We start from the raw sequence: 24,465 nt of genomic DNA, 5'->3' as shown, positions 1-24,465 counted from the left end.
CGTGGGTTGGTGGCCCGCCCTTCGTCGTGGGTTGGTGGCCCGCCTGCCCGTGACGCGCTCGGGCCGGCTCCGTGGTAGCGGAGCCGGCCCGAGTGGTGTTGGTGGGTGTCAGCAGTCGAAGTACATGGCGAACTCGTGTGGGGTGGGGCGCAGGCGGACGGGGTCGACTTCGTTGGCGCGTTTCCAGTCGACCCAGGTGGAGATGAGGTCGGGGGTGAAGACGCCGCCTTCGAGGAGGTAGTCGTGGTCGGCTTCGAGGGAGTCGAGGACGGCGGGGAGGGAGCCGGGGACCTGCTTGACGTCGCCCCATTCCTCGGGCGGGAGGTCGTAGAGGTCCTTGTCGATGGGGGCGGGGGGTTCGATTTTGCTCTTGATGCCGTCGAGGCCGGCCATCATCATCGCGGAGAAGGCGAGGTAGACGTTGGCGGACGGGTCGGGGACGCGGAACTCGACGCGTTTGGCCTTGGGGTTGCTGCCGGTGACGGGGATGCGGGTGCAGGCGGAGCGGTTGCGTTGGGAGTAGACCAGGTTGACCGGTGCTTCGTAGCCGGGCACGAGGCGGCGGTAGGAGTTGACCGTCGGGTTGGTGAAGGCCAGCAGTGACGGGGCGTGGTGTAGGAGGCCGCCGATGTACCAGCGGGCGGTGTCGGACAGGCCGGCGTAGCCGGTCTCGTCGTAGAAGAGGGGTTCGCCGCCGAGCCAGAGGCTCTGGTGGGTGTGCATGCCGGAGCCGTTGTCGCCGAAGAGGGGCTTGGGCATGAAGGTGGCGGTCTTGCCGTTGGCCCAGGCCTCGTTCTTCACGATGTATTTGAAGAGTTGGAGCTGGTCGCCGGCGTGTAGCAGGGTGGAGAACTTGTAGTTGATCTCGGCTTGGCCGGCGGTGCCGACCTCGTGGTGGGAGCGTTCCACGGTGAAGCCGGTGTCGATGAGGCGGCGTACGATGCTGTCGCGGAGGTCGGCGTAGTGGTCGACCGGGGGGACGGGGAAGTAGCCGCCCTTGTAGGCGGTCTTGTAGCCGCGGTTGCCGCCTTCTTCTTCGCGGCCGGTGTTCCAGGCGCCCTCGATCGAGTCGATGTAGTAGAACGACTGGTGGGCGGAGGTTTCGTGGCGGATCGAGTCGAAGATGTAGAACTCGGCCTCGGCACCGAAGTAGGCGGTGTCGGCGATCCCGGACGCGGCGAGGTACGCCTCGGCCTTCTTCGCGACGTTCCGCGGGTCGCGGGAGTAGGCCTCGCGGGTGAACGGGTCGTGGATGAAGAAGTTCAACGCGAGGGTCTTCTGCGCCCGGAACGGGTCGATGAAGGCGGTGGCGACGTCCGGGAGCAGGAGCATGTCCGACTCGTGGATCGCCTGGAAGCCCCGGATCGACGACCCGTCGAACGCGAGACCATCAGTGAAGAAGTTGTCGTCGACAGACTCCACCGGCAGATTGAAATGCTGCATCACACCCGGCAGGTCACAGAAACGTACGTCGACGAACTTCACGTCCTCGTTCTTGAGGTAGGTCGGGGGTGAAGACGCCGCCTTCGAGGAGGTAGTCGTGGTCGGCTTCGAGGGAGTCGAGGACGGCGGGGAGGGAGCCGGGGACCTGCTTGACGTCGCCCCATTCCTCGGGCGGGAGGTCGTAGAGGTCCTTGTCGATGGGGGCGGGGGGTTCGATTTTGCTCTTGATGCCGTCGAGGCCGGCCATCATCATCGCGGAGAAGGCGAGGTAGACGTTGGCGGACGGGTCGGGGACGCGGAACTCGACGCGTTTGGCCTTGGGGTTGCTGCCGGTGACGGGGATGCGGGTGCAGGCGGAGCGGTTGCGTTGGGAGTAGACCAGGTTGACCGGTGCTTCGTAGCCGGGCACGAGGCGGCGGTAGGAGTTGACCGTCGGGTTGGTGAAGGCCAGCAGTGACGGGGCGTGGTGTAGGAGGCCGCCGATGTACCAGCGGGCGGTGTCGGACAGGCCGGCGTAGCCGGTCTCGTCGTAGAAGAGGGGTTCGCCGCCGAGCCAGAGGCTCTGGTGGGTGTGCATGCCGGAGCCGTTGTCGCCGAAGAGGGGCTTGGGCATGAAGGTGGCGGTCTTGCCGTTGGCCCAGGCCTCGTTCTTCACGATGTATTTGAAGAGTTGGAGCTGGTCGCCGGCGTGTAGCAGGGTGGAGAACTTGTAGTTGATCTCGGCTTGGCCGGCGGTGCCGACCTCGTGGTGGGAGCGTTCCACGGTGAAGCCGGTGTCGATGAGGCGGCGTACGATGCTGTCGCGGAGGTCGGCGTAGTGGTCGACCGGGGGGACGGGGAAGTAGCCGCCCTTGTAGGCGGTCTTGTAGCCGCGGTTGCCGCCTTCTTCTTCGCGGCCGGTGTTCCAGGCGCCCTCGATCGAGTCGATGTAGTAGAACGACTGGTGGGCGGAGGTTTCGTGGCGGATCGAGTCGAAGATGTAGAACTCGGCCTCGGCACCGAAGTAGGCGGTGTCGGCGATCCCGGACGCGGCGAGGTACGCCTCGGCCTTCTTCGCGACGTTCCGCGGGTCGCGGGAGTAGGCCTCGCGGGTGAACGGGTCGTGGATGAAGAAGTTCAACGCGAGGGTCTTCTGCGCCCGGAACGGGTCGATGAAGGCGGTGGCGACGTCCGGGAGCAGGAGCATGTCCGACTCGTGGATCGCCTGGAAGCCCCGGATCGACGACCCGTCGAACGCGAGACCATCAGTGAAGAAGTTGTCGTCGACAGACTCCACCGGCAGATTGAAATGCTGCATCACACCCGGCAGGTCACAGAAACGTACGTCGACGAACTTCACGTCCTCGGTCGCCAGATAGCGCGGAAGCTCCTGCGGGTCGGTGAACATGGAGTCCTCCCACGGTGGTCCGGACATCGGCCAGGTCGGCGGCCTGACCTGCGCGGTCGGCGAGCCGTCACCTGACGGTACGACGACGTGCGGCGTCACGTCGGCCATCCGCCCGGCTTCGCCCGGGCTCAGCCGGTCACGGCGCTACTGGGCCGGTCACGGCGCTGCCGGGCCGGTCGCCGTCAATGGGCCGGTCACGGCGACGCCTGCGGGCCGGTCGTTCGACGGGTACGACTCAGACCCGGGTGGTACGCGGCGCGACGGCCGGGGGCCGACGGCGCGGGTACGGGGCGTCCGGCAGGCCCAGCAGGGCGGTGATCGCCCGCCCGCAGCGCCGGGCGGCGTGGCCGTCGCCGAAGGCCCGGCTCTGCATGGCCGGTGTCGGGTGGTCGAGCCGGTCGCGCACCGCGCGGACGATCCGGTCGGGGTCGGTGCCGACCAGGTCGCCCAGGTGCTGCGCGACGATCTCCGGCCGTTCGGTCGCGGCCCGGGTCACCACGACGGGTACGCCGAGGCTGGCGGCCTCCTCCTGCAGGCCCCCGGAGTCGGTGACGACCACCCGGGCGGCGCGGAGCAGGCCGATCATGTCGGGGTAGGGGAGCGGGTGCAGGAGGCGGACGTTCGACGCGCCCTCGACGCCGGCCCGCACCTGTGCGGCCAGGTGCGGGTTCGGATGGGTGATGAGGGCCAGCTCGACGTCGGTGTGTGTCGCGGTGACCCGGGTCAGCGCCCGCAGCACCTGGCTGATCCCGGTGCCCCAGTTCTCCCGCCGGTGCGCGGTCGCCACGATCAGTCGACGATCGGGGTCCACCCAGGACGGTACGCGGGCCAGGCCCTCGCGGAGCAGGGTGTGCACGGCGTCCACCACGGTGTTGCCGGTGACCACGACGCGGTCGGCGGGTACTCCTTCGGCCAGCAGGTTGTCCCGTGCGGTGGTGGTCGGGGCCAGGTGCAGCGCGGCGATCCGGGCGAGCATGGCCCGGTTGGCCTCCTCGGGGAAGGGCTGCGTGAGGTCGTGGCTGCGGAGGCCGGCTTCCAGATGGATCACCGGTATCCGGTTCCAGAAGGCCACCAGCCCGCCGACCAGCGCGGTGGTGGTGTCCCCGTGCACCACCACCGCGTCCGGCCGGTGGAGGGCGAACAGGCCCTCCACGGCGGTGCTCAACCCGGCGGCGAGCTCGGCGAGCGTGCCGGTGTCCCGGGCGACGCTCAGGGTGGCTGTGGCGTGGAGCCGGAACGGCGCCAACGCCTCGTCCACCCGGCCGGGTTGCTGGCCGGTGTCGACCACCGTCACCGTCAGGCGTGGGTCGTGACAGAGCAGGCGCACCACTGGCGCGATCTTGACACCCTCGGGACGGGTGCCGGCCAGGACCATGATCTGGCGGGGCCCCACTCTGTCACGACCCATCGGTCAGCTCCGGCGCGCGGCGCGGTGACGGCGCAGGAAGAAGCCACCGGCGCCGGCGACGACCGCGCCGAGACCGAGGGCGACCGGAGCGCCGGCCAGCGGGATCACCGGGATGGGCGGCGCCACGGCGTTGACGCCGCAGCTGGAGGTGCCGATGACCACCGAGGCGAGCGCGCCGCCCAGGGCGGACAGGTCCAGGGCGGTGACCGTCAGTTGCCCGGTCGTCGAGCTGGTCTGGCCGTTCAGGGTCAGGTTCAGCAGCCCCGGAACGCTCAACCCGGTGTTGGGCGCCGGGTTGGCGGGCAGGCTGAGCAGCGTCGTCGGGATGCCCAGCAGGGTCGAGACGATGCGCGCGTTGACCAGGGTCGCCGAGCCGCTCGCCGACGGGCTGCTGGTCGCGGTGCACTCGGAGTAGATGGCGTCCGCCACGAGGCTGATCGTGGCGAGCCCGTTGGTGCCCAGCGTGAGGGTCACCTCGGAGCCGGGGGTCACGATGCACGAGCCGCCGGCCCCGATGGTGATGGCGCCACCGGCACCGAGCACGCCGGCACAGGCGGCGGAGGTGCCGTCGTTGTAGGCGCGGACGGACTGCCCGAGCACACCGGCGGTGATGACGGTCTGACCGCCGAGCACGGCCAGCGGCGGGTTCGTGTTGCCCGAGATCGACTCCGTGGTGCCGTCGTTGGTGGCGCTCGCGGTGCCGGAACTCGCCAGACCGCCTCCGACGAGGCTGATCTGCAGTGCGGAGGCGCTGGACTGCGAGGTGTCGGCCATCGCTGGCGACGCGACGGCCAGGGCCATCACCAGACCACCGGCGATCGCCGTCGCAGCCCGGGCGACGCCGGACCTTACTTTGTGCATGTGAGATCTCTCTTTCTGCTTCTGACGGTGACGTCGGGGCGGTCGAACGGGGTGGGCTGCACCGGGGGTTGCGGCACGGAGACCGTGCCGCGCGGGCGGTAGTGCGGGCGCCGAACGGTGGCGGTGCCGATGGCGGTGCCGGAGCCCGTGACAGGGCCGGCGGCCGTGACAGGGCCGGCGGCCGTGACAGGGCCGGCGGCCGTGACAGGGCCGGCGGTCCTGGCAGAGCCCGTGCCGGTGGCGGCGGGTGCCGGTGGGGCGGCCACGTCGTCGGGGGCCGGGGTCTGGTCGGCGTCGCGGGCGGTCTTCTGCCACTCCGAGCGGGAGGTGAGCATCCGGGCGAAGGCGAACCAGACGGCCACCGACTGCACGTAGCTGTAGAGCCAGTGACTGACCCCGAGGCCGATCGCGGCGGAGACGGAGAGGTGTGGTTCGGAGCGGTTGCGGTAGACCAGGCCCCAGATCGCGAAGGGCAGGACCCCGAAGACCACGATCAGCGGCAGTACGCCCCAACCACCCGCCGTCCACCAACCCGTCAGGCCGCCCGGTGTCCGGGAGACGTACCAGCCGAGGACGGCGAGGCAGCCGAGGTAGACCGGGGTGCCGAGAAGCTGGAACCACGGTGCCGCGAGGAAGTGGGCGATCTCCAGGGTGGCCGAGTTGCTGACCCGCCGGGAGTGCAGCACGGCGGCGAGATAACGACCGCACTGCATCGAGCCCTGGGCCCAGCGGGTCCGCTGACGGATCAGGGGCCGGATCCTGGTCAGCGCCTCCTGGGCGACCCAGCTCTCCGCGCAGTACTCGGTGCGGCTGCCCTGGAGCAGGATGTGCAGGCCGAGTTCGAAGTCCTCCAGCAGGGCCCCGTGCCAGGGTGTGCCGTGCTCGGCGGCGAGCTGCTTGAGCAGCGACACCCGGGTGAACTGGCCGTTGCCGCCCATCGCCACGCTCGCGGTGTAGCGGCGCAGCGACTGCATCGCGGCGATCGGCGCCCGGAACTCCATGTCCTGCAACCGGACCAGCAGCCGGGCCAGGCGGCCCATTCCGGCGGTCGGGCGGGCGCACTGGATCATGCGGACCTCGACCTGGACGGCGGCGACCGAAATGGAGCCGAAGTAGCGCGGGCCGGCGAGCGCGGAACGGCACCGGGGGTCCAGGTAGCTGTCGGCGTCGAGGACACCGAGGATGACCCGTTCCGGGTCGACGTCCGCCGGCAGGTGGCGTTCGATCGTCTGCCACGCGGCGTTCAGCGCCGCGCCCTTACCCAGGACGGCGTCGGGCAACCGGCGGGAGACGACCCGGACGCGGGGATCGCCGGAGAAGGACTGCAGGACGGCGTCGGTGCCGTCGTCGGAGGCGTCGTCGACACACCAGACGGTGACGTCCGGCAGGTCACGCAGCAGCCGGTGCAGGGTGTCCGCGATGACACTGGCCTCGTTGCGGCACGGGATGACGATGTGCCAGTCGAAGCCGGTGTGGTCGCCGCCCTGGGAGCGCGGGGTCCGCAGGTGCAGCACCAGGATGCTCAGCACGTACGCGCAGAAGTAGACGCAGAGCAGGAACGCCGCCGTGTTCAGGACGGCCAGGGACTGGATCTCAACGGGCACCGGCGGACCTCCGTACCCGGCCGCCGCGTCCCACCAGGAAGAGGAAGACGATGGCGACGGCGATCAGCCCGACGGTGCTGATCGCCGAGCCGATCAGGACATGGCTGCGCTGGTAGCCGACCTCGAAGCCCCACAGCCGCATCGAGGCGACGACGGCGGCGAGGCGCATCTGGTTGACCACCACGAGCAGCCCGACGGCGAGTGCCACCGCGACCAGGCCCCGGGTCAGGGTCACCCGCCGGAAGCCGACCAGCAGTGCGGCCAGCACGAACGGCGGTATCAGCAACAGCGCCACCGAACATCCGGTGGAGACCAGGAAACCGACCCAGCGCTGGTCCAGCGGGAAGATGACGGCCGCGCCGATGGAGTCGGTGTCGGCGAGCCCGATCGCGGCGACGAGCCGCGCGTTCAGCCACGCCTCGACCACTGCCACGTCGTGCCACCGCTTGAGCAGCAGGGCGCCCAGGGCGACGCCGCAGACGGCGCCGAGCGCCGCCTGCAGCCAGCTCGCCACGGTGGACCGGGTGGTCGGCCGGTCGTTCATCTGGGTCGGCTCACGAAGGTGGCGAGCCACAGGGCGGCACCGAGCAGGACCAGCCCGATCCCCACGAGCAGCCAGGACTGAATCGCCACTCCGGTCGTCGCGAGACCTCCGCCGATCGCCGGACCTTTCGTCGGGTACATCCGCCGTCACCTCTCCGTTGGAACGCTGCCCCCAAGCGGGCCAAAGCGAACATATCGGACAGAACCGTACGTAGCGGATGTTCCTAGAACGTGACGAAAGCTCGGGACCGGGACGGGCTCCGGGCCCGATCGGCGGGGTGTGCGAAGCGGCCCGGGTCGGCGGCGCCGGGCGGCTGGGCCGGGGCAGCGCGTAGCGCCCGGCCACCGGCCGGCCGGTCGGGCCGCGCGGACGCGGGCCGACCGGCCCGGCCGGGCGCCGGGCGCTACGAGGTGACGGAGATCGGTGAGGCGGTGCGGAAGGTCAGTGGCCGACGCCCACCGGCTGGCCCTGGCGAGGCTGGTAGCTGCGCGGGGCGCCGGTACGCCGCCGCCGTGCCTCCCGCACGGTCAGCTGGACTCCCTCGGTCAGCCCGATGGTCGGACGCCAGCCCAGTTGGGCGAGGGCCTTGCTGCTGTCCAGCGCCATCCGGCGCACCTCCTGCGGGTGTGGATGCGGCGCGTAGTGCGGGTCGCAGTCCGCGCCGACCACCGAGCAGACCAGCTCGAAGAGGTCGTTGACGGTGGTCTCCCGGCCGGTGGCGATGTTGACCAGCCCCGCACCCGGGTAGTGGCAGGCGCGGGCCACCGCGTCGGCCACGTCCACGATGTGCACGTAGTCGCGGGTCTGCTGGCCGTCGCCGTAGATGGTGGGCGGTTGGCCGTTGAGCAGGGCCTCGGTCATCAGCGCCACCACGCTGGTGCCGCCTCCGGTCGGGCGCGGTCCGTAGACGTTGCCGAAGGCCAGGGCGGTGTACGACATGCCGTGTTCGCGCCGGTACCAGTCCAGGTAGCAGATCCCGACGGCCTTGCTGATGCCGTACGGGCTGGTGGCCGCCAGCGGCCGGTCCTCCCGGATGGGCAGGGCGTCCGAGGAGACGTTGCCGTAGATGGCGCTGCTCGCCGCGTGTACGAACAGCCGAACTCCGCTCCGGGCGCAGGCGTCCAGCACGTTGATCGTCCCGAAGGTGTTCACGTCGGCGTCGAACAGCGGCGACTCCCGGGCTGCCTGGAGGCTGCCCTGACCGGCGAGGTGCACCACGACCTCGGGCCTCCATTCGTGGATCACGTCGACTGCCTCGGCGGTGCGGATGTCACCCCGCAGGACATCCGACTGTGACAGCCCGCCGTACGCGGCGTCGGCGAGGTTCTCGACCCGACCGGTCGAGAAGTCGTCGAGCACTTTGACGTGGATCCCCATCAGCATCAGGCGTGCGACGACGTGACTTCCGATGAATCCGGCTCCACCGGTCACCAGCACGCGATTGGGAACCGAGCTGCCTTGCGCGGATGGCTCGGCTCCGTTCAGCGGAACTTCCATCGTGAACTCCTTGGCGGCGGGGTGGTCAGTTCTGGTGGGCATCGGCGGTGTGACCAGCCAATTCCCTACTATCAGCGGGATCATTCTGACATATCACCCGCAAAGGGATGTCGATTACGATAAACGAAAAAGCTTTGTTTTGCGGCAAATGAACTGTTTATGCTGCTGAATCGTTCATAGTGCTGTCGAGGGCATTCAGGGGGAGCGCTCCGCCGCGTGGCGAGGAGGAAAGCCACATGGAGAAACCGTCGGTCGCCGTCCCGTTCGACGAGGACCTGCGAACGGTGGCCCCGGAGCCGGTACGCCGACACGGCCGTGAGTTCCTGCTCAACGGTCATCGACGCGGCTCAGGGCAACATGCGGCACCACCGGCACGCGGTCGCGTCCGCGCGCTGGTGATCGAACCGGTGGAGACACCCGCGCGGCCGGACCGCCTCAACGACGAGTTCGACGTCGTCCTGCGGCTGCCCGTACCCGCCGACGTCGAGCAGCTCACCGCGGTCCTCCGGCGACTGCGGCCCAAACTCCTGCTGCTCAAGAACTCGCTGGACAGCATCGACGAGCCGATCGTGGCCGCCTGCCAGCAACTGGGCGTGGAGATCCTGGTGCTGGCGCGGCCGGTCTACGGGCTGCTGCCCACGCCCAGCCTGCGGCGCTTCGGCGGGCTGCCCTGGATCCGACTCCGGTCGGGACCGCACCGCCGCACCGGTGAACGCGTCAAGCGCTACCTCGACCTCGGCGTCATCGCGCTCAGCGCGATCCTGGTGCTCCCGCTGATCCTCGCCATCACCGTCGTCGTCTCGTTCACCGGGCCACCGTTCTATCGCCAGCAACGCGTCGGTGCGGGCGGGCGACTCTTCTCCATGGTCAAGTTCCGCACCATGCGACCCGGGGCGGAACGCGAGACCGGGCCGGTACTCGCCCAGCCGGACGACCCCCGGATCACCCGCGTCGGCCGCCTGCTGCGGCGTACCCGCCTTGACGAACTGCCGCAACTGTGGAACGTCGTACGCGGGGACATGAGCCTGGTCGGTCCCCGTCCGGAGCGGCCCGAGTTCATCGCCGAGTTCCGGCAGTTGCCGTACTACGACCTGCGCCACCTGGTCCGGCCCGGACTCACCGGGCTCGCCCAGCTCACCGGTGGCTACGCCGCCACGGTCGAGGAGAAGCTGCGCTGCGACCTGCTCTATCTCAACTGTCGATCGCTGCGGGTGGACCTGACCCTGCTGGCGCTGACCGCCCTGGAGTTGGTCCGGGGATTCCCTCGTGGCTAGCGCGGCCGGCACGGTCGGCGCACGCCTGACCCGCAACACGCTGAGCATGCTGGGCGCCCGGATCGTCATGGCGCTGGCCGGCCTGGTCTCGTTGCCCGTCGTCTATCAGCACCTCGGGCCGGAGGCGTTCGGCGTCTGGGTGCTGCTGACCGGACTGCTCGCCGTCGTCGCCCTCTTCGACCTCGGGCTCGGCTCGGCGCTGGTCCGGGAGGTGGCGGCGGCCGAGACCGAGGCCGGCCCCTCCGACGTGCTGCGGCGGCTGCTCGGTCTCGGTCTGACCTGGGGGCTCGTCCTGGGCGGGCTCACCTTCGCCGCCCTCGCCGCCGGCTGGCCCTGGATCGCCCACCTGCTGCGGCTCGGCGAACTGACCCGCGACGCGTGGCACGCCACCCTGTGGCTGCTGCTCGGCGTGGTGGCCGGCGGCGTGGAACTGCCCTGGCGGGCGGTCCTGGAGGGAGTCCAGCGGTACGGCGCGCTCGCCCTGGTGAACGCCGTGACGGCGGTCCTCGGCGCGGTGCTCACGATCGCGGTGGTCCGCCTCGGTGGCGGTCTGGTCGCGCTCGCCGCCGCCGCCGCGTCCACCGGCGCGATCCGGACGATCCTGCTCGCCGCCGCCGCGTACCACCGGCACCGCGACCTGACGCCCCGCTGGGGCCGCCTGGCCGGACCCGACCTGCGCCGGGTCGGCGGGTACGGCCTGCGGGTCCAGGTGTCCAGCGGCGCCGCCGCGGTGAACGTGGAACTCGACCGGCTGGTGCTCGGCGGATTCTTCGGCCCGGCCGTCGCCGGTGACGCCGACCTCGGCACCCGCCTGCTCAACCTGCTGCGCCTGCCGCCCGGCTTCGCGTTGCTGGTGCTCTTTCCCGCGGCCGTGCGACGCGCGGTCACCGGCGGGCGGGCCTGGCTCGACACCTTCTACCTGACCACGGTGCGGTACCTGGCCGTCTTCCTCGCACCGGCCGGAGCGGCGCTGATGGTCAGCGCCGACCCGCTGGTGCGGCTCTGGCTCGGACACCCGGTCTCCTGGGCCGGGGCGACCATCGCCATCCTCGCCCCGGCGTACGCGCTCAACCTGATCATGGGTGCGGCCACCATCGTCGCCCGGGTCGAGGGTCGTCCCGGCCTCGAGACCCGCTACGTCCTGCTGTCGGTCGTGCTCAACGTGGCGCTGACCGTACCGCTGCTGATGCTCGCCGGCCCGCTCGGCGTGCCGACCGCGACGGCGCTCGCGGTGGTGCTCGCCACCGGGTACTTCCTGGCCCACTTCCACCGGGCCACGGGGCGTCCGATCCGGCCGGTGCTGCGCACGCTCTGGCCGCCGATCGCCGCCGCGACCGTGGCGGGCCTCGCCACCGCCGCATTGCTCGGGCATCTGCCGGACGGGCCGGGACGGGTGGGCGCGGCGCTCGCCGTGGCCACCCGCGCCGGCCTGACCCTGACGTTCGCCGCCGCGCTGCTCGTCGGCGGCGGATACCTGAGCACCGACGAGCGGGCCCGGCTGCGCACGCTTGCCCGGCGGGCTCGCGCGCTGACCCCGGGAGTACGCCGATGAGCCTCGACGTCCGCCCCACGGCCTGCCTCAACTGCGGCGACGACCACCCGCACCGGGGTGACCTGGACGGCGTGCTGCGCCGCTGCTCCGGCTGTGGACTCGGTTGGACCGTGCCCGACCCGCACGCCGCTCCGGCCCGCTACGACCTGGACTACTTCACCGGCGGCGGCTACGAGGACTACTTCCTGGCCGCGCCCCGCCGGTTCGAGGCGGGGCGGCGGTTGCGGTGGTTGTCGTCGGTGGTGGGGCCGTCGGTGTTGGTGGAGGCGGGGTGTGCGGGTGGTTATTTCCTGGAGGCGGCGCGGGGTGCCGGTTTCACGGTGACGGGGGTGGAGGTGTCTCGGGTGGCGGCGGCGTTTGCCGTGGATCACCTGGGTGTGCCGGTGCGGCAGGGGTATTTCGAGCAGGTCGCGCCGTCGTTGCGGGCGGATGTGGTGTGTGCGTGGCATGTGTTGGAGCACGTGGATGATCCGCGTCGGTTCCTGCGGGCGGCGCGGCAGGTGTTGACGCCGGGTGGGTGGTTGGCGTTGGAGGTGCCGAACATCGCCTCGCCCGCCGCCGCCCGCCTCGGTCACCGCTGGCCCGGCCTGCAACCGGAGTACCACCCCTGGCACTTCACCCCGACCTCGTTGACCAGGCTCCTGGCCGCCACCGGATTCGAGGTGGTCCGGCAGGACACCACGGTCTTCCGGTTCTACATGCCCGTCGCATACCGGATGCGACACGCGCGGCGGCTGCTGCCGCCGGACCTGATCACCCTGCGCTCGCCGCGCCTGACCCATCGGTGGCGGGGAGACCTCCTGCGGGTGATCGCCCGCAGACCGCGCGACGGACGGAACGGCTGATGAAGCTCAGAGACGACGAACTGACCACCTGCGCGTTGTGCGGCCGGGACGGGCACGCCGCCCCGGCGCTCGACGGAGTGCTGCGCCGCTGCACCGACTGCGACTTCCGGTGGACCGCGGAGGCCGCCCCGCCTCCCGACGAACTGTACGACGAGGACTACTACCTGACCGGCGGCTACCAGGACTACTTCGCCTCCGGCCGGCAGCGCCGGTTCGAGGCGGGGCGGCGGTTGCGGTGGTTGTCGTCGGTGGTGGGGCCGTCGGTGTTGGTGGAGGCGGGGTGTGCGGGTGGTTATTTCCTGGAGGCGGCGCGGGGTGCCGGTTTCACGGTGACGGGGGTGGAGGTGTCTCGGGTGGCGGCGGCGTTTGCCGTGGATCACCTGGGTGTGCCGGTGCGGCAGGGGTATTTCGAGCAGGTCGCGCCGTCGTTGCGGGCGGATGTGGTGTGTGCGTGGCATGTGTTGGAGCACGTGGATGATCCGCGTCGGTTCCTGCGGGCGGCGCGGCAGGTGTTGACGCCGGGTGGGTGGTTGGCGTTGGAGGTGCCGAACATCGCCTCGCCCGCCGCCGCCCGCCTCGGTCACCGCTGGCCCGGCCTGCAACCGGAGTACCACCCCTGGCACTTCACCCCGACCTCGTTGACCAGGCTCCTGGCCGCCACCGGATTCGAGGTGGTCCGGCAGGACACCACGGTCTTCCGGTTCTACATGCCCGTCGCATACCGGATGCGACACGCGCGGCGGCTGCTGCCGCCGGACCTGATCACCCTGCGCTCGCCGCGCCTGACCCATCGGTGGCGGGGAGACCTCCTGCGGGTGATCGCCCGCAGACCGCGCGACGGACGGAACGGCTGATGAAGCTCAGAGACGACGAACTGACCACCTGCGCGTTGTGCGGCCGGGACGGGCACGCCGCCCCGGCGCTCGACGGAGTGCTGCGCCGCTGCACCGACTGCGACTTCCGGTGGACCGCGGAGGCCGCCCCGCCTCCCGACGAACTGTACGACGAGGACTACTACCTGACCGGCGGCTACCAGGACTACTTCGCCTCCGGCCGGCAGCGCCGGTTCGAGGCGGGGCGGCGGTTGCGGTGGTTGTCGTCGGTGGTGGGGCCGTCGGTGTTGGTGGAGGCGGGGTGTGCGGGTGGTTATTTCCTGGAGGCGGCGCGGGGTGCCGGTTTCACGGTGACGGGGGTGGAGGTGTCTCGGGTGGCGGCGGCGTTTGCCGTGGATCACCTGGGTGTGCCGGTGCGGCAGGGGTATTTCGAGCAGGTCGCGCCGTCGTTGCGGGCGGATGTGGTGTGTGCGTGGCATGTGTTGGAGCACGTGGATGATCCGCGTCGGTTCCTGCGGGCGGCGCGGCAGGTGTTGACGCCGGGTGGGTGGTTGGCGTTGGAGGTGCCGAACATCGCCTCGAGGTCGGGGGTGAAGACGCCGCCTTCGAGGAGGTAGTCGTGGTCGGCTTCGAGGGAGTCGAGGACGGCGGGGAGGGAGCCGGGGACCTGCTTGACGTCGCCCCATTCCTCGGGCGGGAGGTCGTAGAGGTCCTTGTCGATGGGGGCGGGGGGTTCGATTTTGCTCTTGATGCCGTCGAGGCCGGCCATCATCATCGCGGAGAAGGCGAGGTAGACGTTGGCGGACGGGTCGGGGACGCGGAACTCGACGCGTTTGGCCTTGGGGTTGCTGCCGGTGACGGGGATGCGGGTGCAGGCGGAGCGGTTGCGTTGGGAGTAGACCAGGTTGACCGGTGCTTCGTAGCCGGGCACGAGGCGGCGGTAGGAGTTGACCGTCGGGTTGGTGAAGGCCAGCAGTGACGGGGCGTGGTGTAGGAGGCCGCCGATGTACCAGCGGGCGGTGTCGGACAGGCCGGCGTAGCCGGTCTCGTCGTAGAAGAGGGGTTCGCCGCCGAGCCAGAGGCTCTGGTGGGTGTGCATGCCGGAGCCGTTGTCGCCGAAGAGGGGCTTGGGCATGAAGGTGGCGGTCTTGCCGTTGGCCCAGGCCTCGTTCTTCACGATGTATTTGAAGAGTTGGAGCTGGTCGCCGGCGTGTAGCAGGGTGGAGAACTTGTAGTTGATCTCGGCTTGGCCGGCGGTGCCGACCTCGTGGTGGGAGCGTTCCACGGTGAAGCCGGTGTCGATGAGGCGGCGTACGATGCTGTCGCGGAGGTCGGCGTAGTGGTCGACCGGGGGGACGGGGAAGTAGCCGCCCTTGTAGGCGGTCTTGTAGCCGCGGTTGCCGCCTTCTTCTTCGCGGCCGGTGTTCCAGGCGCCCTCGATCGAGTCGATGTAGTAGAACGACTGGTGGGCGGAGGTTTCGTGGCGGATCGAGTCGAAGATGTAGAACTCGGCCTCGGCACCGAAGTAGGCGGTGTCGGCGATCCCGGACGCGGCGAGGTACGCCTCGGCCTTCTTCGCGACGTTCCGCGGGTCGCGGGAGTAGGCCTCGCGGGTGAACGGGTCGTGGATGAAGAAGTTCAACGCGAGGGTCTTCTGCGCCCGGAACGGGTCGATGAAGGCGGTGGCGACGTCCGGGAGCAGGAGCATGTCCGACTCGTGGATCGCCTGGAAGCCCCGGATCGACGACCCGTCGAACGCGAGACCATCAGTGAAGAAGTTGTCGTCGACAGACTCCACCGGCAGATTGAAATGCTGCATCACACCCGGCAGGTCACAGAAACGTACGTCGACGAACTTCACGTCCTCGTTCTTGAGGTAACGCAGGAGTTCCTCGGGATTGGCGAACACTCGTCCTCCTGGCAACGTCCACGGGGTAGCTAGGCTCCTGGCGACGCTATGGCCGTGCGGTTGCCCGGCCATGTCTCCAGTGTTTCTGCCGTGTTACGTCCCTCGCGTTGTGTCATGTTCCCTGGTGGGACCGACCCGATACGCGACGGACTGGTCCGGCTGTGCCAGTGTAGTGAAAATTGCTGCTATTGACCCTTTTCGGTATCACGTGCCGGACCTGCGCCGGGCCCGTGCCCGTGTGCTGGCTAGTCTTGTCCGCTGTGACGACCGAGCCCCACCACGCGCCGCCGCCCGCCACCGACCCCACCTTCGCCCCGGCCGACCTGGGCCGCCGCTTCGGGGCACTGGTCATCGACTGGGTGCTCTGCCTGCTCGCGTCGGGCCTGTTCGCCAGCCCCACCGGAGACCCGTGGGCACCGGTCGTCGTGTTGATCGTGATGTACGGCTTCTTCCTCGGCCTGTTCGCACAGACCCCCGGCATGTACGTCACCAGGATCCGCTGCGTGGCCTGGGTCGACGGCGGACGGATCGGACTGGTCCGGGCCCTGCTGCGCGGCGTCCTGCTGGCGTTGGTCGTCCCCGCACTGCTGATGGACCAGCACCGGCGGGGCCTGCACGACCGCCTCAGCGGCGCGGTCGTCGTCCCGGCCGTACGCGCCGGGCGCTGACCGCCCGACCCGACCTCAGCGGCCCCGGCTCTGCCGGAAGGCACCGCGCGGCGGGCGGAGGTTCTTCGGGATGGCGCCCTTGGGCATCTGCGGCCGGGCGGTGAGCGCCTTGAGTCGCTTGTCCAGCGAGTTGACGTCCTTGCCGCTGAGGTTGCGCGGCAGCCGCATCAGCGTCATCCGCAGCTTGCGGATCGGCAGCTCGCCCTCGTCCTGGCCGATGACGTAGTCGTAGAGCGGTGCATTGCCGATCACCTTGGCGAGCCGACGCTTCTCCTGGCCGAGCAGCCCGCGTACCCGCTGGGGGTTGCCCTCCGCCAGCAGGATCACGCCCGGCTTGCCGATGACCAGGTGGACCATGTCCATCTGGGTGGTCGAGCTGACCGCCGGGGAGACCCGCCAGTCGCCCCGCATGTTCTCCATGATCTGCGCGGCGGCGCCCGGCTGCCCCTCGGCCGCGTTCATCATCGCCCGGTTCGACCGCAGGTTGAGCACGATCAGCAGGGCGAGCAGGGCGAACAGGATGCCCAACGGCAACCACAGCCAGCCCCAGATCATGACCGCGACCACGGTCAGCGCGAGCGGAATCAGCACCGCGCCGGCCGCCAGTGGCGCGAACCACTTGTCCTGCTTGGCGGTGAACCGGAACACCAACCCGATCTGCTTCAGCCGCTGGCCGAACGAGACCTTCTCCTGGGGCTTTGCCATGCGCCCGAGTCTAGTGGTCGCTCGCCGCGCGGTTGATCCCCGGCCGGTCCCTGCCCGTCGGGCGCCGCTCGCCGGCCCGTCCTGGACCGGGGTTCGTGCGGTCGGTCGCCGACGCAGCCGGCGGAACCCTGTCGACGCCGGTCGGCTCAGCCGGCGACGGCGACGCTCTCGCGGGCGGCCAGGGCCTGCTGGTAGAGGCGGCCGGCGCGGTAGGAGGAGCGCACCAGCGGCCCGCTCATCACCCCGGCGAAGCCGATCTCCTCGGCCTCCTCGCGCAGCTCGACGAACTCCTCCGGCTTGACCCAGCGCTCCACCGGGTGGTGCCGGGGGGAGGGGCGCAGGTACTGCGTGATGGTGATCAACTCGCAACCGGCGGAGTGCAGGTCGCGCAGCGCCTGGGAGACCTCGGCGCGCTCCTCGCCCATCCCCAGGATCAGGTTGCTCTTGGTGACCAGCCCGGCCGCGCGGGCCTGGCTGATGACGTCCAGCGAGCGCTCGTAGCGGAACGCCGGCCGGATCCGCTTGAAGATGCGCGGCACCGTCTCGACGTTGTGCGCCAGCACCTCGGGCCGGGCGCCGAACACCTCGGCGAGCTGCTCGGGGACGGCGTTGAAGTCGGGGATCAGCAGCTCGACGCCACAGCCCGGTTGCAGGGCGTGGATCTGCCGGACGGTCTCCGCGTACAGCCAGGCGCCGCCGTCGGGCAGGTCGTCACGGGCGACGCCGGTGATGGTGGCGTACCGCAGGCCCATCGAGACCACCGACTCGGCGACCCGGCGCGGCTCGTCGGCGTCGAACTCGGCCGGCTTGCCCGTGTCGATCTGGCAGAAGTCGCAGCGGCGGGTGCACTGGTCGCCGCCGATGAGGAAGGTGGCCTCCCGGTCCTCCCAGCACTCGTAGATGTTGGGGCAACCGGCCTCCTGGCACACGGTGTGCAGCCCCTCGCGCGAGACCAGCCCGCGCAACTGGGTGTACTCCGGGCCCATCTTGGCCTTGACCTTGATCCACGGTGGTTTGCGCTCGATCGGCGTCTCGGCGTTGCGTGCCTCGATCCGCAGCAGTCGCCGCCCCTCGGGAGCGGGCGTCGCGGTACGCGCGGCCTGGCCGGTCGTTGGCGCGGAGTGCTCGATCGTCACAAAACGAGCCTACGCCGGATGGTGGCCGTCGATGAACAGGGGCGACGGCCGTCACCTCGGAAATCCTGTGACGCCGGACACCGAAGGCGGGAATCACGCGTCACAGGACGGCCCGATCGGGTGCTAGCGTGGTCGTTCGAGAGCGACGACGGAGCCGAGTAGCGCCCCGATCCGCCAGTTGAAGAGAGCCGCCGGTTGCTGTGAGGCGGTCTGGCGTCGGGCCGTGAAGACCCTCCCGAGCTGCGGGAAGAACGGCGTGTGATGTGTAAGGAAGGGCCCCCTGCTAACGCCTGCGGTAGAGCAGGGGACCCCGCCTAACATCCGCGCCCAGTAGAGCCCGCCCGGCTGGCCCCGGTGAAAAGGCGACGAATGAGGCCCCCGTCCCGACGGGGGCGAAGGTGTGGTGGCACCGCGAGGTTCCCGCTCGCCCACACCTCCCGGGGATCGCGTTGCGATCGACGAGGAGGTAACCGTGCAACGCATCCTGTCCGACCGACTCACCCCGCACACCGGCCGTACCGTCCGGATCGCCGGCTGGGTCCACCGCCGCCGACTGCTCAAGTCGGTGGCCTTCCTGATCGTCCGGGACGCCGCCGGCCTCACCCAGGTGGTGGTCACCGACCCGGCGGTCCGCGCCGAGATCGAGGCGCTGCCCGAGGAGAGCGTCGTCGAAGTCGACGGCACGGTGGTCGCCAACGCCACCGCGCCCGCCGGGGTCGAGCTGACCGACCCGGTGGTACGCCCGCTCGGGCCGCCCGCCGTACCGCCGCCCTTCGACCTGTACCGGCCGACGCTCACCGCCAGTCTGCCCACCCAGCTCGACCACGCACCCGTCGCGCTGCGCCACCCGAGCCGCTCGGCGGCACTGCGCATCTCGGCGGCGGCGGTGGCCGGCTTCCGGGCCACGCTGGACGCCCGACGGTTCGTCGAGATCCACACCCCGAAGGTCGTCGGCTCGTCCACCGAGAGCGGGGCGAACGTCTTCGCGCTCGACTGGTTCGGCCGTCCGGCGTACCTGGCCCAGTCACCGCAGTTCTACAAGCAGCTCATGGTCGGTGTCTTCGAGCGGGTCTACGAGGTCGGGCCGGTGTTCCGCGCCGAGCCGCACGACACCGTACGGCACCTGGCGCAGTACACCTCCCTCGACGCCGAGCTGGGCTTCGTCACCGACCACCGGGACGTGATGGAGGTCCTGCGGGACACCCTGGCCGGCATGATGGAGACGGTCGACGACCGGGCCGGCGCCGCGTTGGCCACCCTCGGCGTGCAGGTGCCCGCCGTACCGGCGCAGATCCCGGACGTGCACTTCACCGAGGCCCTGCGGATCGCCGGGGCACCCGCCGACGAACCGGACCTGGCGCCCGCCCACGAACGGGCACTGGGCGAGTGGGCGCAGCGGGAACACGGCTCCGACTTCGTCTTCGTCACCGGGTACCCGATGGCGAAGCGGCCCTTCTACACCCACCCCGACCCGGACCGGCCGGACTACTCGAACGGCTTCGACCTGCTCTTCCGTGGCCTGGAACTGGTGACCGGAGGGCAGCGGCTGCACCGGCACGCCGACTACCTGTCCGCCCTCGCCGCCCGGGGCGAACCGGTCGAGCCGTACGCCGGATACGTCGACGCCTTCCGGCACGGCATGCCGCCGCACGGCGGGTTCGCCATCGGTCTGGAACGCTTCGTCGCCCGGCTGACCGGAGCTGCCAACGTCCGCGAGGTCACCGCCTTCCCCCGCGACCTCCACCGCCTCACACCCTGACCCCGCCCGCCGCCCGATCGCGTCGATCATGGAGTTGTGGCACTGGAATCGCGGATGTATTTCCGTTTTGTTCCGACCACAACTCCATGATCGACGGGCGAACGGAGCGGGCGAACGGAGCGGGCGGGCGGAGCGGGTGGGCGGGCGGGGGTGGTGGGCCGACGGGCGGCGGGACGCTCAGGTGAGGTGGCGGAGTTTGGCGCGGGCGGCACGGCGGGCGATGGGGCCGAGGTCGTCGATCACCTCGACCAGGACGGCGAGTCGTTCCAGGGCGTCGAACGCGGAGCGCGCGCCGTCCGGGTCGACGCCGTCGTAGAGTTCCAGGCCGATGAAGGCGGCGCTGACGGCACGGGCCAGTCCGGTGGGGTCGACGACCGGGGCGATCGGTGAGCCGTCGAGCAGTCGCCGCAGCACCGACTCGATCTCGACCGTCCAGATCCGCAGGGCCGCTGCGGTGGACTCGGCGAGCGTGGGGTCGTTCTGTGCGCCGGCCAGCAGCTGGGCCAGCACCGCGAGGTTGCCCTCGGCCTGTTCCTGGTGGTGCAGGGTACGCCCGACGTCGAGCAGTTCGCGCAGGGACGACACCTCGGCGAAACGGGCCCGGTACGCGGCCACCCGGGTGCTGGTGACACTCCGGCACGCCTCGGCCAGCAGTTCGTCGACGCTGCCGAAGTGATAGAAGACCAGCGCCTGGTTGACGCCGGCCGTGGCCGCGATCGTCCGCGCCGACACACCGGCGATGCCGTGCGCACGGATCGCGGCGATGGCACCGTCGATCAGTTTGTCCCGGGTGGCCATGGTGTCCTCTCGTCTACTCCCGGGGATTCTCGCGCAGCGGGCGTACGGCGGCGGGCACCGGTGTCCGGTGCGACGGGACGTAGTCGACGGTGAAGCCGCCCTCGTAGCCGAAGAGCGGACCGAACCGGCGGTTGGTGACCCTGACCTCGATGCGGAACCGGTCGGTCCGGTCGTCGTACCACTCGCGTACGCGTGCCTCGCCGGTCAGCGCGGCGGGGCAGGGCAGCCCGTTCGGGAACCGCTGGACGCCACTGCGGATGGTCAGCCCACCGGCGGCGTCGACGGAGAGGTGCAGGTCGACGGCGAGGTGTTGGTGCGTACCGAGATAGTCGACCAGGACCCCGCGACGGGCGCTCCACACCATCGTGGCGTCGAAGCGTCGCCGCCGGTGTGGGGTGACCTGGAAGGTGCGGACGAAGGTCAGGGTGGGGCGGCCGTACGTGTCGGTGTAGGCGTAGTTCTCGATGGTGAACGGGATCTGCCGGCCGGTCTCCGGGAAGAGGATGTGGCGCAGGCTGCCGAGGCGCAGGAACGGCCCCGTGAAGGCGCCGCCGCGCCAGACCCGGTCCATCGTCCCGGTGCCGACGCAGCCGAGGTCGGGTTCGCCGTCGACCGCGAAGCGGCGGCGCAGGTGCGGGTGCAGACGGTCGAAGTCGTCGCCGAGGGCATGCTGGAAGACGGAGGTCACAGGTGCTCCAGGAGGCGGGGTGGCCGGGCGGCGAGGCGGTCCGGCGGGCGGCGCCGGCAGCGTCGGGCCGCCGGAGTGTGCGGATGCGGGGGTATCAGACAGGCGGCTGACGTGGCGACGACCAGCGCGAGGGCGGCCGACGTCCGGCCCGCGGCTCCGGCCGCCGCGGTGACCGCGACCACCGCGAGCAGCCGGAGGGCGACGTCGCGGACCGCGTTGGCCCGGGCACGTTCCGGGGGTACGCCGGCCGTCAACCAGAGCCGCAGCCGGTCGAAGGACCACGCGGTGGCCCAGCCGAACAGCGGCCGGAAGGCGAGGTCGGCGAGCCGACCCAGGAGACCCCACCGAGGGGTGTACGAGTAGCCGGTCAGGAACCGGACGCCGTGCGGCCCGGGCAGGTAGCGCCAGTGGCCGGAGCCGGCGGCGACCAGTGACCGAGGGTCGTCGGAGCCGAACCGCAGTGCCGAGGTGCGGGTGCCGTCGGGACGCTGCCGCTCACCGGCGTGGACACCCCACCCACGCACGGTGAGCCTGGGGAGCACGGTGGTGGCGTACCGGAATCGGGCGGGTCGGCTGCCCGGCACCGGGTCGATCCGGCTGAACCGCACGTCCCATCGACGGTGCTCCCCGGGATCCTGGGTCGCCCACCAGACCTGCTCCATCGGTGCGTCGATGAGCGTCTCGACATAAACAGACCGCATGTCCACCCCCGAGTTTGAGCGACCGCTTAAACGTAACCGAATTTAAGCACTCGCTCAAGAGGTGTCGGCGTGAAGGTGCGCTCCCCCGGTCGCGGCCTGGTGCACGCCGGGGAGTGCACCCGGGTCACGCGCCGCGATCATGGGCTTGTGGTGGGGACGAGTCTGGCGAATGCCCTCAAAAAGGAAGCCACAACTCCATGATCGGCGGCGTGGCGGGGCGCGGCGGGGCGGGGCGGGCGCGTGGCCGGGCGGTCCGTTCGTGGGCGACGGCCCCGGCGGTCAGGCGGTGGTGATGGTGGGCAGGTGGCGCTCGACGACGGGGAGCACCTCGGCCACGGTGACCGGGCGCCCCAACTCGGCCGAGAGCGAGGTGACCCCGGCGTCCCGGATGCCGCACGGCACGATCCGGTCGAAGTACGTCAGGTCGCAGTCGCAGTTGATCGAGAATCCGTGCAGGGTGACGCCCCGGGCGACCCGGATGCCGATGGCGGCCACCTTGCGGTCCGGGCCCCGGTCGTCAGCCGGCACCCAGACGCCGCTGCGACCGTCGACGCGGGAGGCGGTCAGGCCGAACTCGGCGCACACGTCGATCAGCAACTGCTCGACCCGCCGGACGTACGCGACCACGTCGACCGGGTCGGGCAGGCGCAGGATCGGGTAGCCGACGAGTTGCCCCGGACCATGCCAGGTGATCTTGCCGCCGCGATCCACGTCGACCACGGGGGTGCCGTCCATCGGCCGGTCCCACGGCTCGGTGCGCTTGCCGGCGGTGTAGACGCTCGGGTGCTCCAGCAGCAGCACCGTGTCGCCCCGCTCCCCGGCGACCACGGTCTCGTGCAGGCGGCGCTGCTCGTCCCAGGCGGCGGTGTAGTCGAGGACGCCGGCACGTACGGCCGTCAGGCCGGAGGTCGTCGCGGTCACGCGTACCAGCCTAGACCCGTACCCGCTGGTCACCTCCGGTGAGCCGGCTCACGGGCCGGGCGGCTCAGCGCTGCCCGACGCGCCACAGCCAGACGTCCTCGACGCGTTCCGGCTCGCCGAAGAGCAGCGTCAACGTCCGGCGTACCGCCTCCTCGTCGACCGGCCACTTGGCGCCGTGCACCTCGTCGGGGAGCACCACCGTCTCGATCCGCCAGTGCTCCAGGTCGACGCGTACCTCCTCGCGGGTGCCCTCGGTGACGATCGGCGGCAGGCCGCTGCGCGCGGCCTGGTCGAGCAGCGCGCCGAACGGACGCGGCACCGGCCCGATCCGGCCCCGGCCGTCGGGCCCGCCGGGGCCGAGGAAGAAGCCGGACGGGATGGCGAACTCACCCTGCCGGTTCGCCAACGCGTACGCCTGCCAGCGCTGGCCGTCCGGGTAGACGTCGAGGGCCAGCGGCGCCGGGGTCAGCACCCCGCCCGGGGAGACGTAGTCGCGCCACGCGCCGGAGGTGATGAAGCGCGGGATCGGTTCCCGTTCGATGGTGAGCAGCGGCGTCGGGACCAGCGGCACCAACGCGACCGCGAAGGCGGCCGTCCAGGCCACCGCCGCCGCCCGACCCGGCCGATGCTGGCGGAGCCGGTCCACGGCGAACGCCAACAGCAGCCCGATCACCGGCGTCACCACCAGCGCGAGTCGGGCCGGCAGCGCGGCGTTCACGACGGGGAGCTGCCCGAGCAGGTCGAACGGCATGGGCAGGTCGGTGCGGTGGCCGTTGACCTTCGCCACCGGCCCGAAGGAGAGCGCGGTGAAGGCCACCGCCACGACGCCCAGCCCCCACAGCGTGGCCCGGCGTCGTGGCGTGGCCGACCGCCACAGCAGGGCGAAGCAGGCGACCGTGAGCAGCAGCAGGGGCAGCCCGAAGAAGGAGTTCTCCTCGGTCGGGTTCGGCGCCAGCGAGGTGCCCAGTCCGGCCTCGCCGGCCAGCGATCGGCGCGGGTAGGCGGCGTACGCGGCGATGTCCTCGGAGTGGATCACCGAGTCGAATCCGGTGCCGTGGAAGCGTTGGGGCCCGGCGAAGTGCAGCCAGAGCGGGTACGCCAGCAGCACCCCGGCGACCACGGTGGTCACCGCGAGGCCGCGCAGGAACGACGGCAGCACGGACCGCGCCTCGACCCGGTTGGCCGGGTGCAGTGCCCAGACGGCGACGAACAGGCCGAGCGCCAGCGCGGTGAAGAAGAGTCCCTCGGCGGCGATGGAGAAGGAGATCGCGACGAGTACGCCGAGGATCGCCCCGTCGCGCAGCGGGTGCGCCGACCGGCGCAGCACGAACAGCCGCCACACCAGCAGCGGCACCAGCCAGCCGGCGGTCCAGTTCAGGTGGGCGTTGGCGTGCGAGACCATGCCGGGGGAGAAGCCGATGAACAGTCCGCCGACGGCGGCGGCGAGTCGACTGCCGACGAGGTGCCGGGAGAGCAGCCAGTACCAGGCGACGGCCGTCGCGGCCAGGTTCAGCGTCAGGATCACCAGGAAGGTGGCCGGCGGCCCGATCAGGTACGTCAGCGGGGCGAAGACCACCGCGTACACGGTGATCGAGGTGTTGACCGCGAGGTTGACGCCGTCCGGGACGTTGATCAGGTACGTGAAGAACGGGTTCTCGCCGTGGCTGACCGTGTGACCGCCGAAGGCCAGCAGCCACTCGAACAGTGCCTGGTCGCTGGAGTTGACCGTGATCGCGCGACCGTTCGGGTCTGACCACAGCCCGCTGGTCACCCAGACGGCGAGCGCCAGCGCGATCAACGTCACGATCAGGTCGGCGCGGCGGTCACGGGTGACGCGCGGCGGCGAGGTGGTCAGGGACGCCGAGGACGGGGAGCTGGGCACCTAGCGGACGTTACCAACCGCACCGGACACCTCAGGTCAGACCCGTCACC

At 70.8% G+C, this 24,465-nt stretch carries 22 protein-coding genes and 1 pseudogene; 7 read left to right on the top strand and 16 right to left on the bottom strand.

The genetic code is table 11. The annotated features are described in order from the left end of the window. Positions 1 to 108: 108 nt before the first annotated feature. From glnA (HUT12_RS25025) to HUT12_RS24990, 8 genes are all read right to left on the bottom strand, one after another. Complete coding sequence (glnA, locus tag HUT12_RS25025) at positions 109 to 1,485, bottom strand: type I glutamate--ammonia ligase (protein WP_176094949.1); 1,377 nt, start codon at positions 1,483 to 1,485, stop codon at positions 109 to 111. After that, a complete protein-coding gene (gene glnA, locus HUT12_RS25020; protein ID WP_217706044.1) occupies positions 1,457 to 2,938 on the bottom strand; it encodes a type I glutamate--ammonia ligase in 1,482 nt (493 codons plus the stop codon). Before glnA (HUT12_RS25020) ends, glnA (HUT12_RS25025) begins: the two co-directional genes overlap by 29 nt. 127 nt (positions 2,939 to 3,065) lie before the next feature. After that, entirely contained in the window at positions 3,066 to 4,238 is a 1,173-nt protein-coding gene (wecB, locus tag HUT12_RS25015) for a non-hydrolyzing UDP-N-acetylglucosamine 2-epimerase (protein ID WP_131056405.1), read from the bottom strand. A 3-nt stretch (positions 4,239 to 4,241) separates the two neighbouring features. Continuing rightward, positions 4,242 to 5,099, bottom strand: a complete 858-nt coding sequence (locus HUT12_RS25010; protein WP_131056403.1) for a choice-of-anchor P family protein — start codon at positions 5,097 to 5,099, stop codon at positions 4,242 to 4,244. Then, positions 5,087 to 6,703 carry a glycosyltransferase family 2 protein gene (locus HUT12_RS25005; protein ID WP_176094948.1) on the bottom strand — a complete coding sequence of 539 codons (1,617 nt, stop codon included), beginning with the start codon at positions 6,701 to 6,703 and terminating at the stop codon, positions 5,087 to 5,089. The genes HUT12_RS25010 and HUT12_RS25005 overlap by 13 nt, the downstream gene beginning before the upstream one ends. Then, positions 6,693 to 7,247: a hypothetical protein gene (locus HUT12_RS25000; RefSeq protein ID WP_131056399.1), complete on the bottom strand. Its 555-nt coding sequence runs from the start codon at positions 7,245 to 7,247 to the stop codon at positions 6,693 to 6,695. Before HUT12_RS25000 ends, HUT12_RS25005 begins: the two co-directional genes overlap by 11 nt. Next, entirely contained in the window at positions 7,244 to 7,387 is a 144-nt protein-coding gene (locus HUT12_RS24995; protein ID WP_161595048.1) for a hypothetical protein, read from the bottom strand. The genes HUT12_RS25000 and HUT12_RS24995 overlap by 4 nt, the downstream gene beginning before the upstream one ends. Positions 7,388 to 7,688: 301 nt before the next feature. Beyond that, positions 7,689 to 8,744, bottom strand: a complete 1,056-nt coding sequence (locus HUT12_RS24990; RefSeq protein ID WP_161595070.1) for a GDP-mannose 4,6-dehydratase — start codon at positions 8,742 to 8,744, stop codon at positions 7,689 to 7,691. A 236-nt stretch (positions 8,745 to 8,980) separates the two neighbouring features. Between HUT12_RS24990 and HUT12_RS24985 the strand changes: the two genes are divergently transcribed. From HUT12_RS24985 to HUT12_RS33395, 5 genes are read left to right on the top strand one after another with little or no spacing between them, the layout of a single operon-like run. Beyond that, positions 8,981 to 10,018 carry a sugar transferase gene (locus tag HUT12_RS24985; protein WP_131057589.1) on the top strand — a complete coding sequence of 346 codons (1,038 nt, stop codon included), beginning with the start codon at positions 8,981 to 8,983 and terminating at the stop codon, positions 10,016 to 10,018. Continuing rightward, entirely contained in the window at positions 10,011 to 11,570 is a 1,560-nt protein-coding gene (locus HUT12_RS24980) for a lipopolysaccharide biosynthesis protein (RefSeq protein WP_176094947.1), read from the top strand. Before HUT12_RS24985 ends, HUT12_RS24980 begins: the two co-directional genes overlap by 8 nt. Further along, positions 11,567 to 12,415: a class I SAM-dependent methyltransferase gene (locus tag HUT12_RS24975; protein WP_176094946.1), complete on the top strand. Its 849-nt coding sequence runs from the start codon at positions 11,567 to 11,569 to the stop codon at positions 12,413 to 12,415. The genes HUT12_RS24980 and HUT12_RS24975 overlap by 4 nt, the downstream gene beginning before the upstream one ends. Next, a complete protein-coding gene (locus HUT12_RS24970; RefSeq protein WP_176094945.1) occupies positions 12,415 to 13,269 on the top strand; it encodes a class I SAM-dependent methyltransferase in 855 nt (284 codons plus the stop codon). Before HUT12_RS24975 ends, HUT12_RS24970 begins: the two co-directional genes overlap by 1 nt. Then, positions 13,269 to 13,865, top strand: coding sequence for a bifunctional 2-polyprenyl-6-hydroxyphenol methylase/3-demethylubiquinol 3-O-methyltransferase UbiG (locus tag HUT12_RS33395; protein WP_176094944.1), 597 nt, complete (start codon positions 13,269 to 13,271; stop codon positions 13,863 to 13,865). The genes HUT12_RS24970 and HUT12_RS33395 overlap by 1 nt, the downstream gene beginning before the upstream one ends. Here HUT12_RS33395 and glnA (HUT12_RS24960) read toward each other — a convergent pair. Continuing rightward, positions 13,829 to 15,157: pseudogene (glnA, locus tag HUT12_RS24960) on the bottom strand (type I glutamate--ammonia ligase); the annotation flags it as partial. The gene HUT12_RS33395 and the pseudogene glnA (HUT12_RS24960) sit on opposite strands and share 37 nt — an antisense overlap. Before the next feature lie 323 nt (positions 15,158 to 15,480). Here glnA (HUT12_RS24960) and HUT12_RS24955 point away from each other — a divergent pair. Further along, positions 15,481 to 15,825 (top strand): RDD family protein, encoded by a 345-nt coding sequence (locus HUT12_RS24955; protein ID WP_254877077.1) that lies wholly within the window; start codon positions 15,481 to 15,483, stop codon positions 15,823 to 15,825. 15 nt (positions 15,826 to 15,840) lie between these two features. On the opposite strand, the gene HUT12_RS24950 is transcribed toward HUT12_RS24955, so the two are convergent. Continuing rightward, positions 15,841 to 16,530 carry a DUF4191 domain-containing protein gene (locus HUT12_RS24950; RefSeq protein ID WP_131055719.1) on the bottom strand — a complete coding sequence of 230 codons (690 nt, stop codon included), beginning with the start codon at positions 16,528 to 16,530 and terminating at the stop codon, positions 15,841 to 15,843. Between the two features lie 146 nt (positions 16,531 to 16,676). After that, on the bottom strand, positions 16,677 to 17,666 hold the full coding sequence (lipA, locus tag HUT12_RS24945; protein ID WP_131055717.1) for a lipoyl synthase: 990 nt from the start codon (positions 17,664 to 17,666) through the stop codon (positions 16,677 to 16,679). Positions 17,667 to 18,138: 472 nt separating this feature from the next. Here lipA and aspS point away from each other — a divergent pair, with 472 nt between their 5' ends. Continuing rightward, positions 18,139 to 19,425 carry an aspartate--tRNA(Asn) ligase gene (aspS, locus tag HUT12_RS24940; RefSeq protein ID WP_176094942.1) on the top strand — a complete coding sequence of 429 codons (1,287 nt, stop codon included), beginning with the start codon at positions 18,139 to 18,141 and terminating at the stop codon, positions 19,423 to 19,425. A gap of 177 nt (positions 19,426 to 19,602) precedes the next feature. On the opposite strand, the gene HUT12_RS24935 is transcribed toward aspS, so the two are convergent. From HUT12_RS24935 to HUT12_RS24915, 5 genes are all read right to left on the bottom strand, one after another. Further along, a complete protein-coding gene (locus HUT12_RS24935) occupies positions 19,603 to 20,223 on the bottom strand; it encodes a TetR/AcrR family transcriptional regulator (RefSeq protein WP_131055713.1) in 621 nt (206 codons plus the stop codon). A gap of 13 nt (positions 20,224 to 20,236) precedes the next feature. Next, positions 20,237 to 20,911, bottom strand: coding sequence for a DUF4166 domain-containing protein (locus HUT12_RS24930; RefSeq protein ID WP_176094941.1), 675 nt, complete (start codon positions 20,909 to 20,911; stop codon positions 20,237 to 20,239). Further along, on the bottom strand, positions 20,908 to 21,612 hold the full coding sequence (locus tag HUT12_RS24925) for a hypothetical protein (protein WP_176094940.1): 705 nt from the start codon (positions 21,610 to 21,612) through the stop codon (positions 20,908 to 20,910). The genes HUT12_RS24930 and HUT12_RS24925 overlap by 4 nt, the downstream gene beginning before the upstream one ends. 279 nt (positions 21,613 to 21,891) lie before the next feature. Next, positions 21,892 to 22,533, bottom strand: coding sequence for a lipoyl(octanoyl) transferase LipB (gene lipB, locus HUT12_RS24920; RefSeq protein WP_131054772.1), 642 nt, complete (start codon positions 22,531 to 22,533; stop codon positions 21,892 to 21,894). Positions 22,534 to 22,597: 64 nt separating this feature from the next. Continuing rightward, positions 22,598 to 24,415 (bottom strand): DUF2079 domain-containing protein, encoded by a 1,818-nt coding sequence (locus HUT12_RS24915; RefSeq protein WP_176094939.1) that lies wholly within the window; start codon positions 24,413 to 24,415, stop codon positions 22,598 to 22,600. Positions 24,416 to 24,465: the final 50 nt, after the last annotated feature.

This window comes from Verrucosispora sp. NA02020, from assembly GCF_013364215.1.
Lineage (GTDB): Bacteria > Actinomycetota > Actinomycetes > Mycobacteriales > Micromonosporaceae > Micromonospora.
This window is presented reverse-complemented; position numbering and strand designations above follow the sequence as displayed.

Bases quoted from the DNA above. Each gene is read 5' to 3' on its own strand.
- glnA (WP_217706044.1), bottom strand. From the start codon at position 2,938: ATGGCCGACGTGACGCCGCACGTCGTCGTACCGTCAGGTGACGGCTCG.
- wecB (WP_131056405.1), bottom strand. From the start codon at position 4,238: ATGGGTCGTGACAGAGTGGGGCCCCGCCAGATCATGGTCCTGGCCGGC.
- HUT12_RS25010 (WP_131056403.1), bottom strand. From the start codon at position 5,099: ATGCACAAAGTAAGGTCCGGCGTCGCCCGGGCTGCGACGGCGATCGCC.
- HUT12_RS25000 (WP_131056399.1), bottom strand. From the start codon at position 7,247: ATGAACGACCGGCCGACCACCCGGTCCACCGTGGCGAGCTGGCTGCAG.
- HUT12_RS24995 (WP_161595048.1), bottom strand. From the start codon at position 7,387: ATGTACCCGACGAAAGGTCCGGCGATCGGCGGAGGTCTCGCGACGACC.
- HUT12_RS24990 (WP_161595070.1), bottom strand. From the start codon at position 8,744: ATGGAAGTTCCGCTGAACGGAGCCGAGCCATCCGCGCAAGGCAGCTCG.
- HUT12_RS24985 (WP_131057589.1), top strand. From the start codon at position 8,981: ATGGAGAAACCGTCGGTCGCCGTCCCGTTCGACGAGGACCTGCGAACG.
- HUT12_RS24975 (WP_176094946.1), top strand. From the start codon at position 11,567: ATGAGCCTCGACGTCCGCCCCACGGCCTGCCTCAACTGCGGCGACGAC.
- HUT12_RS24970 (WP_176094945.1), top strand. From the start codon at position 12,415: ATGAAGCTCAGAGACGACGAACTGACCACCTGCGCGTTGTGCGGCCGG.
- HUT12_RS33395 (WP_176094944.1), top strand. From the start codon at position 13,269: ATGAAGCTCAGAGACGACGAACTGACCACCTGCGCGTTGTGCGGCCGG.
- HUT12_RS24950 (WP_131055719.1), bottom strand. From the start codon at position 16,530: ATGGCAAAGCCCCAGGAGAAGGTCTCGTTCGGCCAGCGGCTGAAGCAG.
- HUT12_RS24935 (WP_131055713.1), bottom strand. From the start codon at position 20,223: ATGGCCACCCGGGACAAACTGATCGACGGTGCCATCGCCGCGATCCGT.
- HUT12_RS24925 (WP_176094940.1), bottom strand. From the start codon at position 21,612: ATGCGGTCTGTTTATGTCGAGACGCTCATCGACGCACCGATGGAGCAG.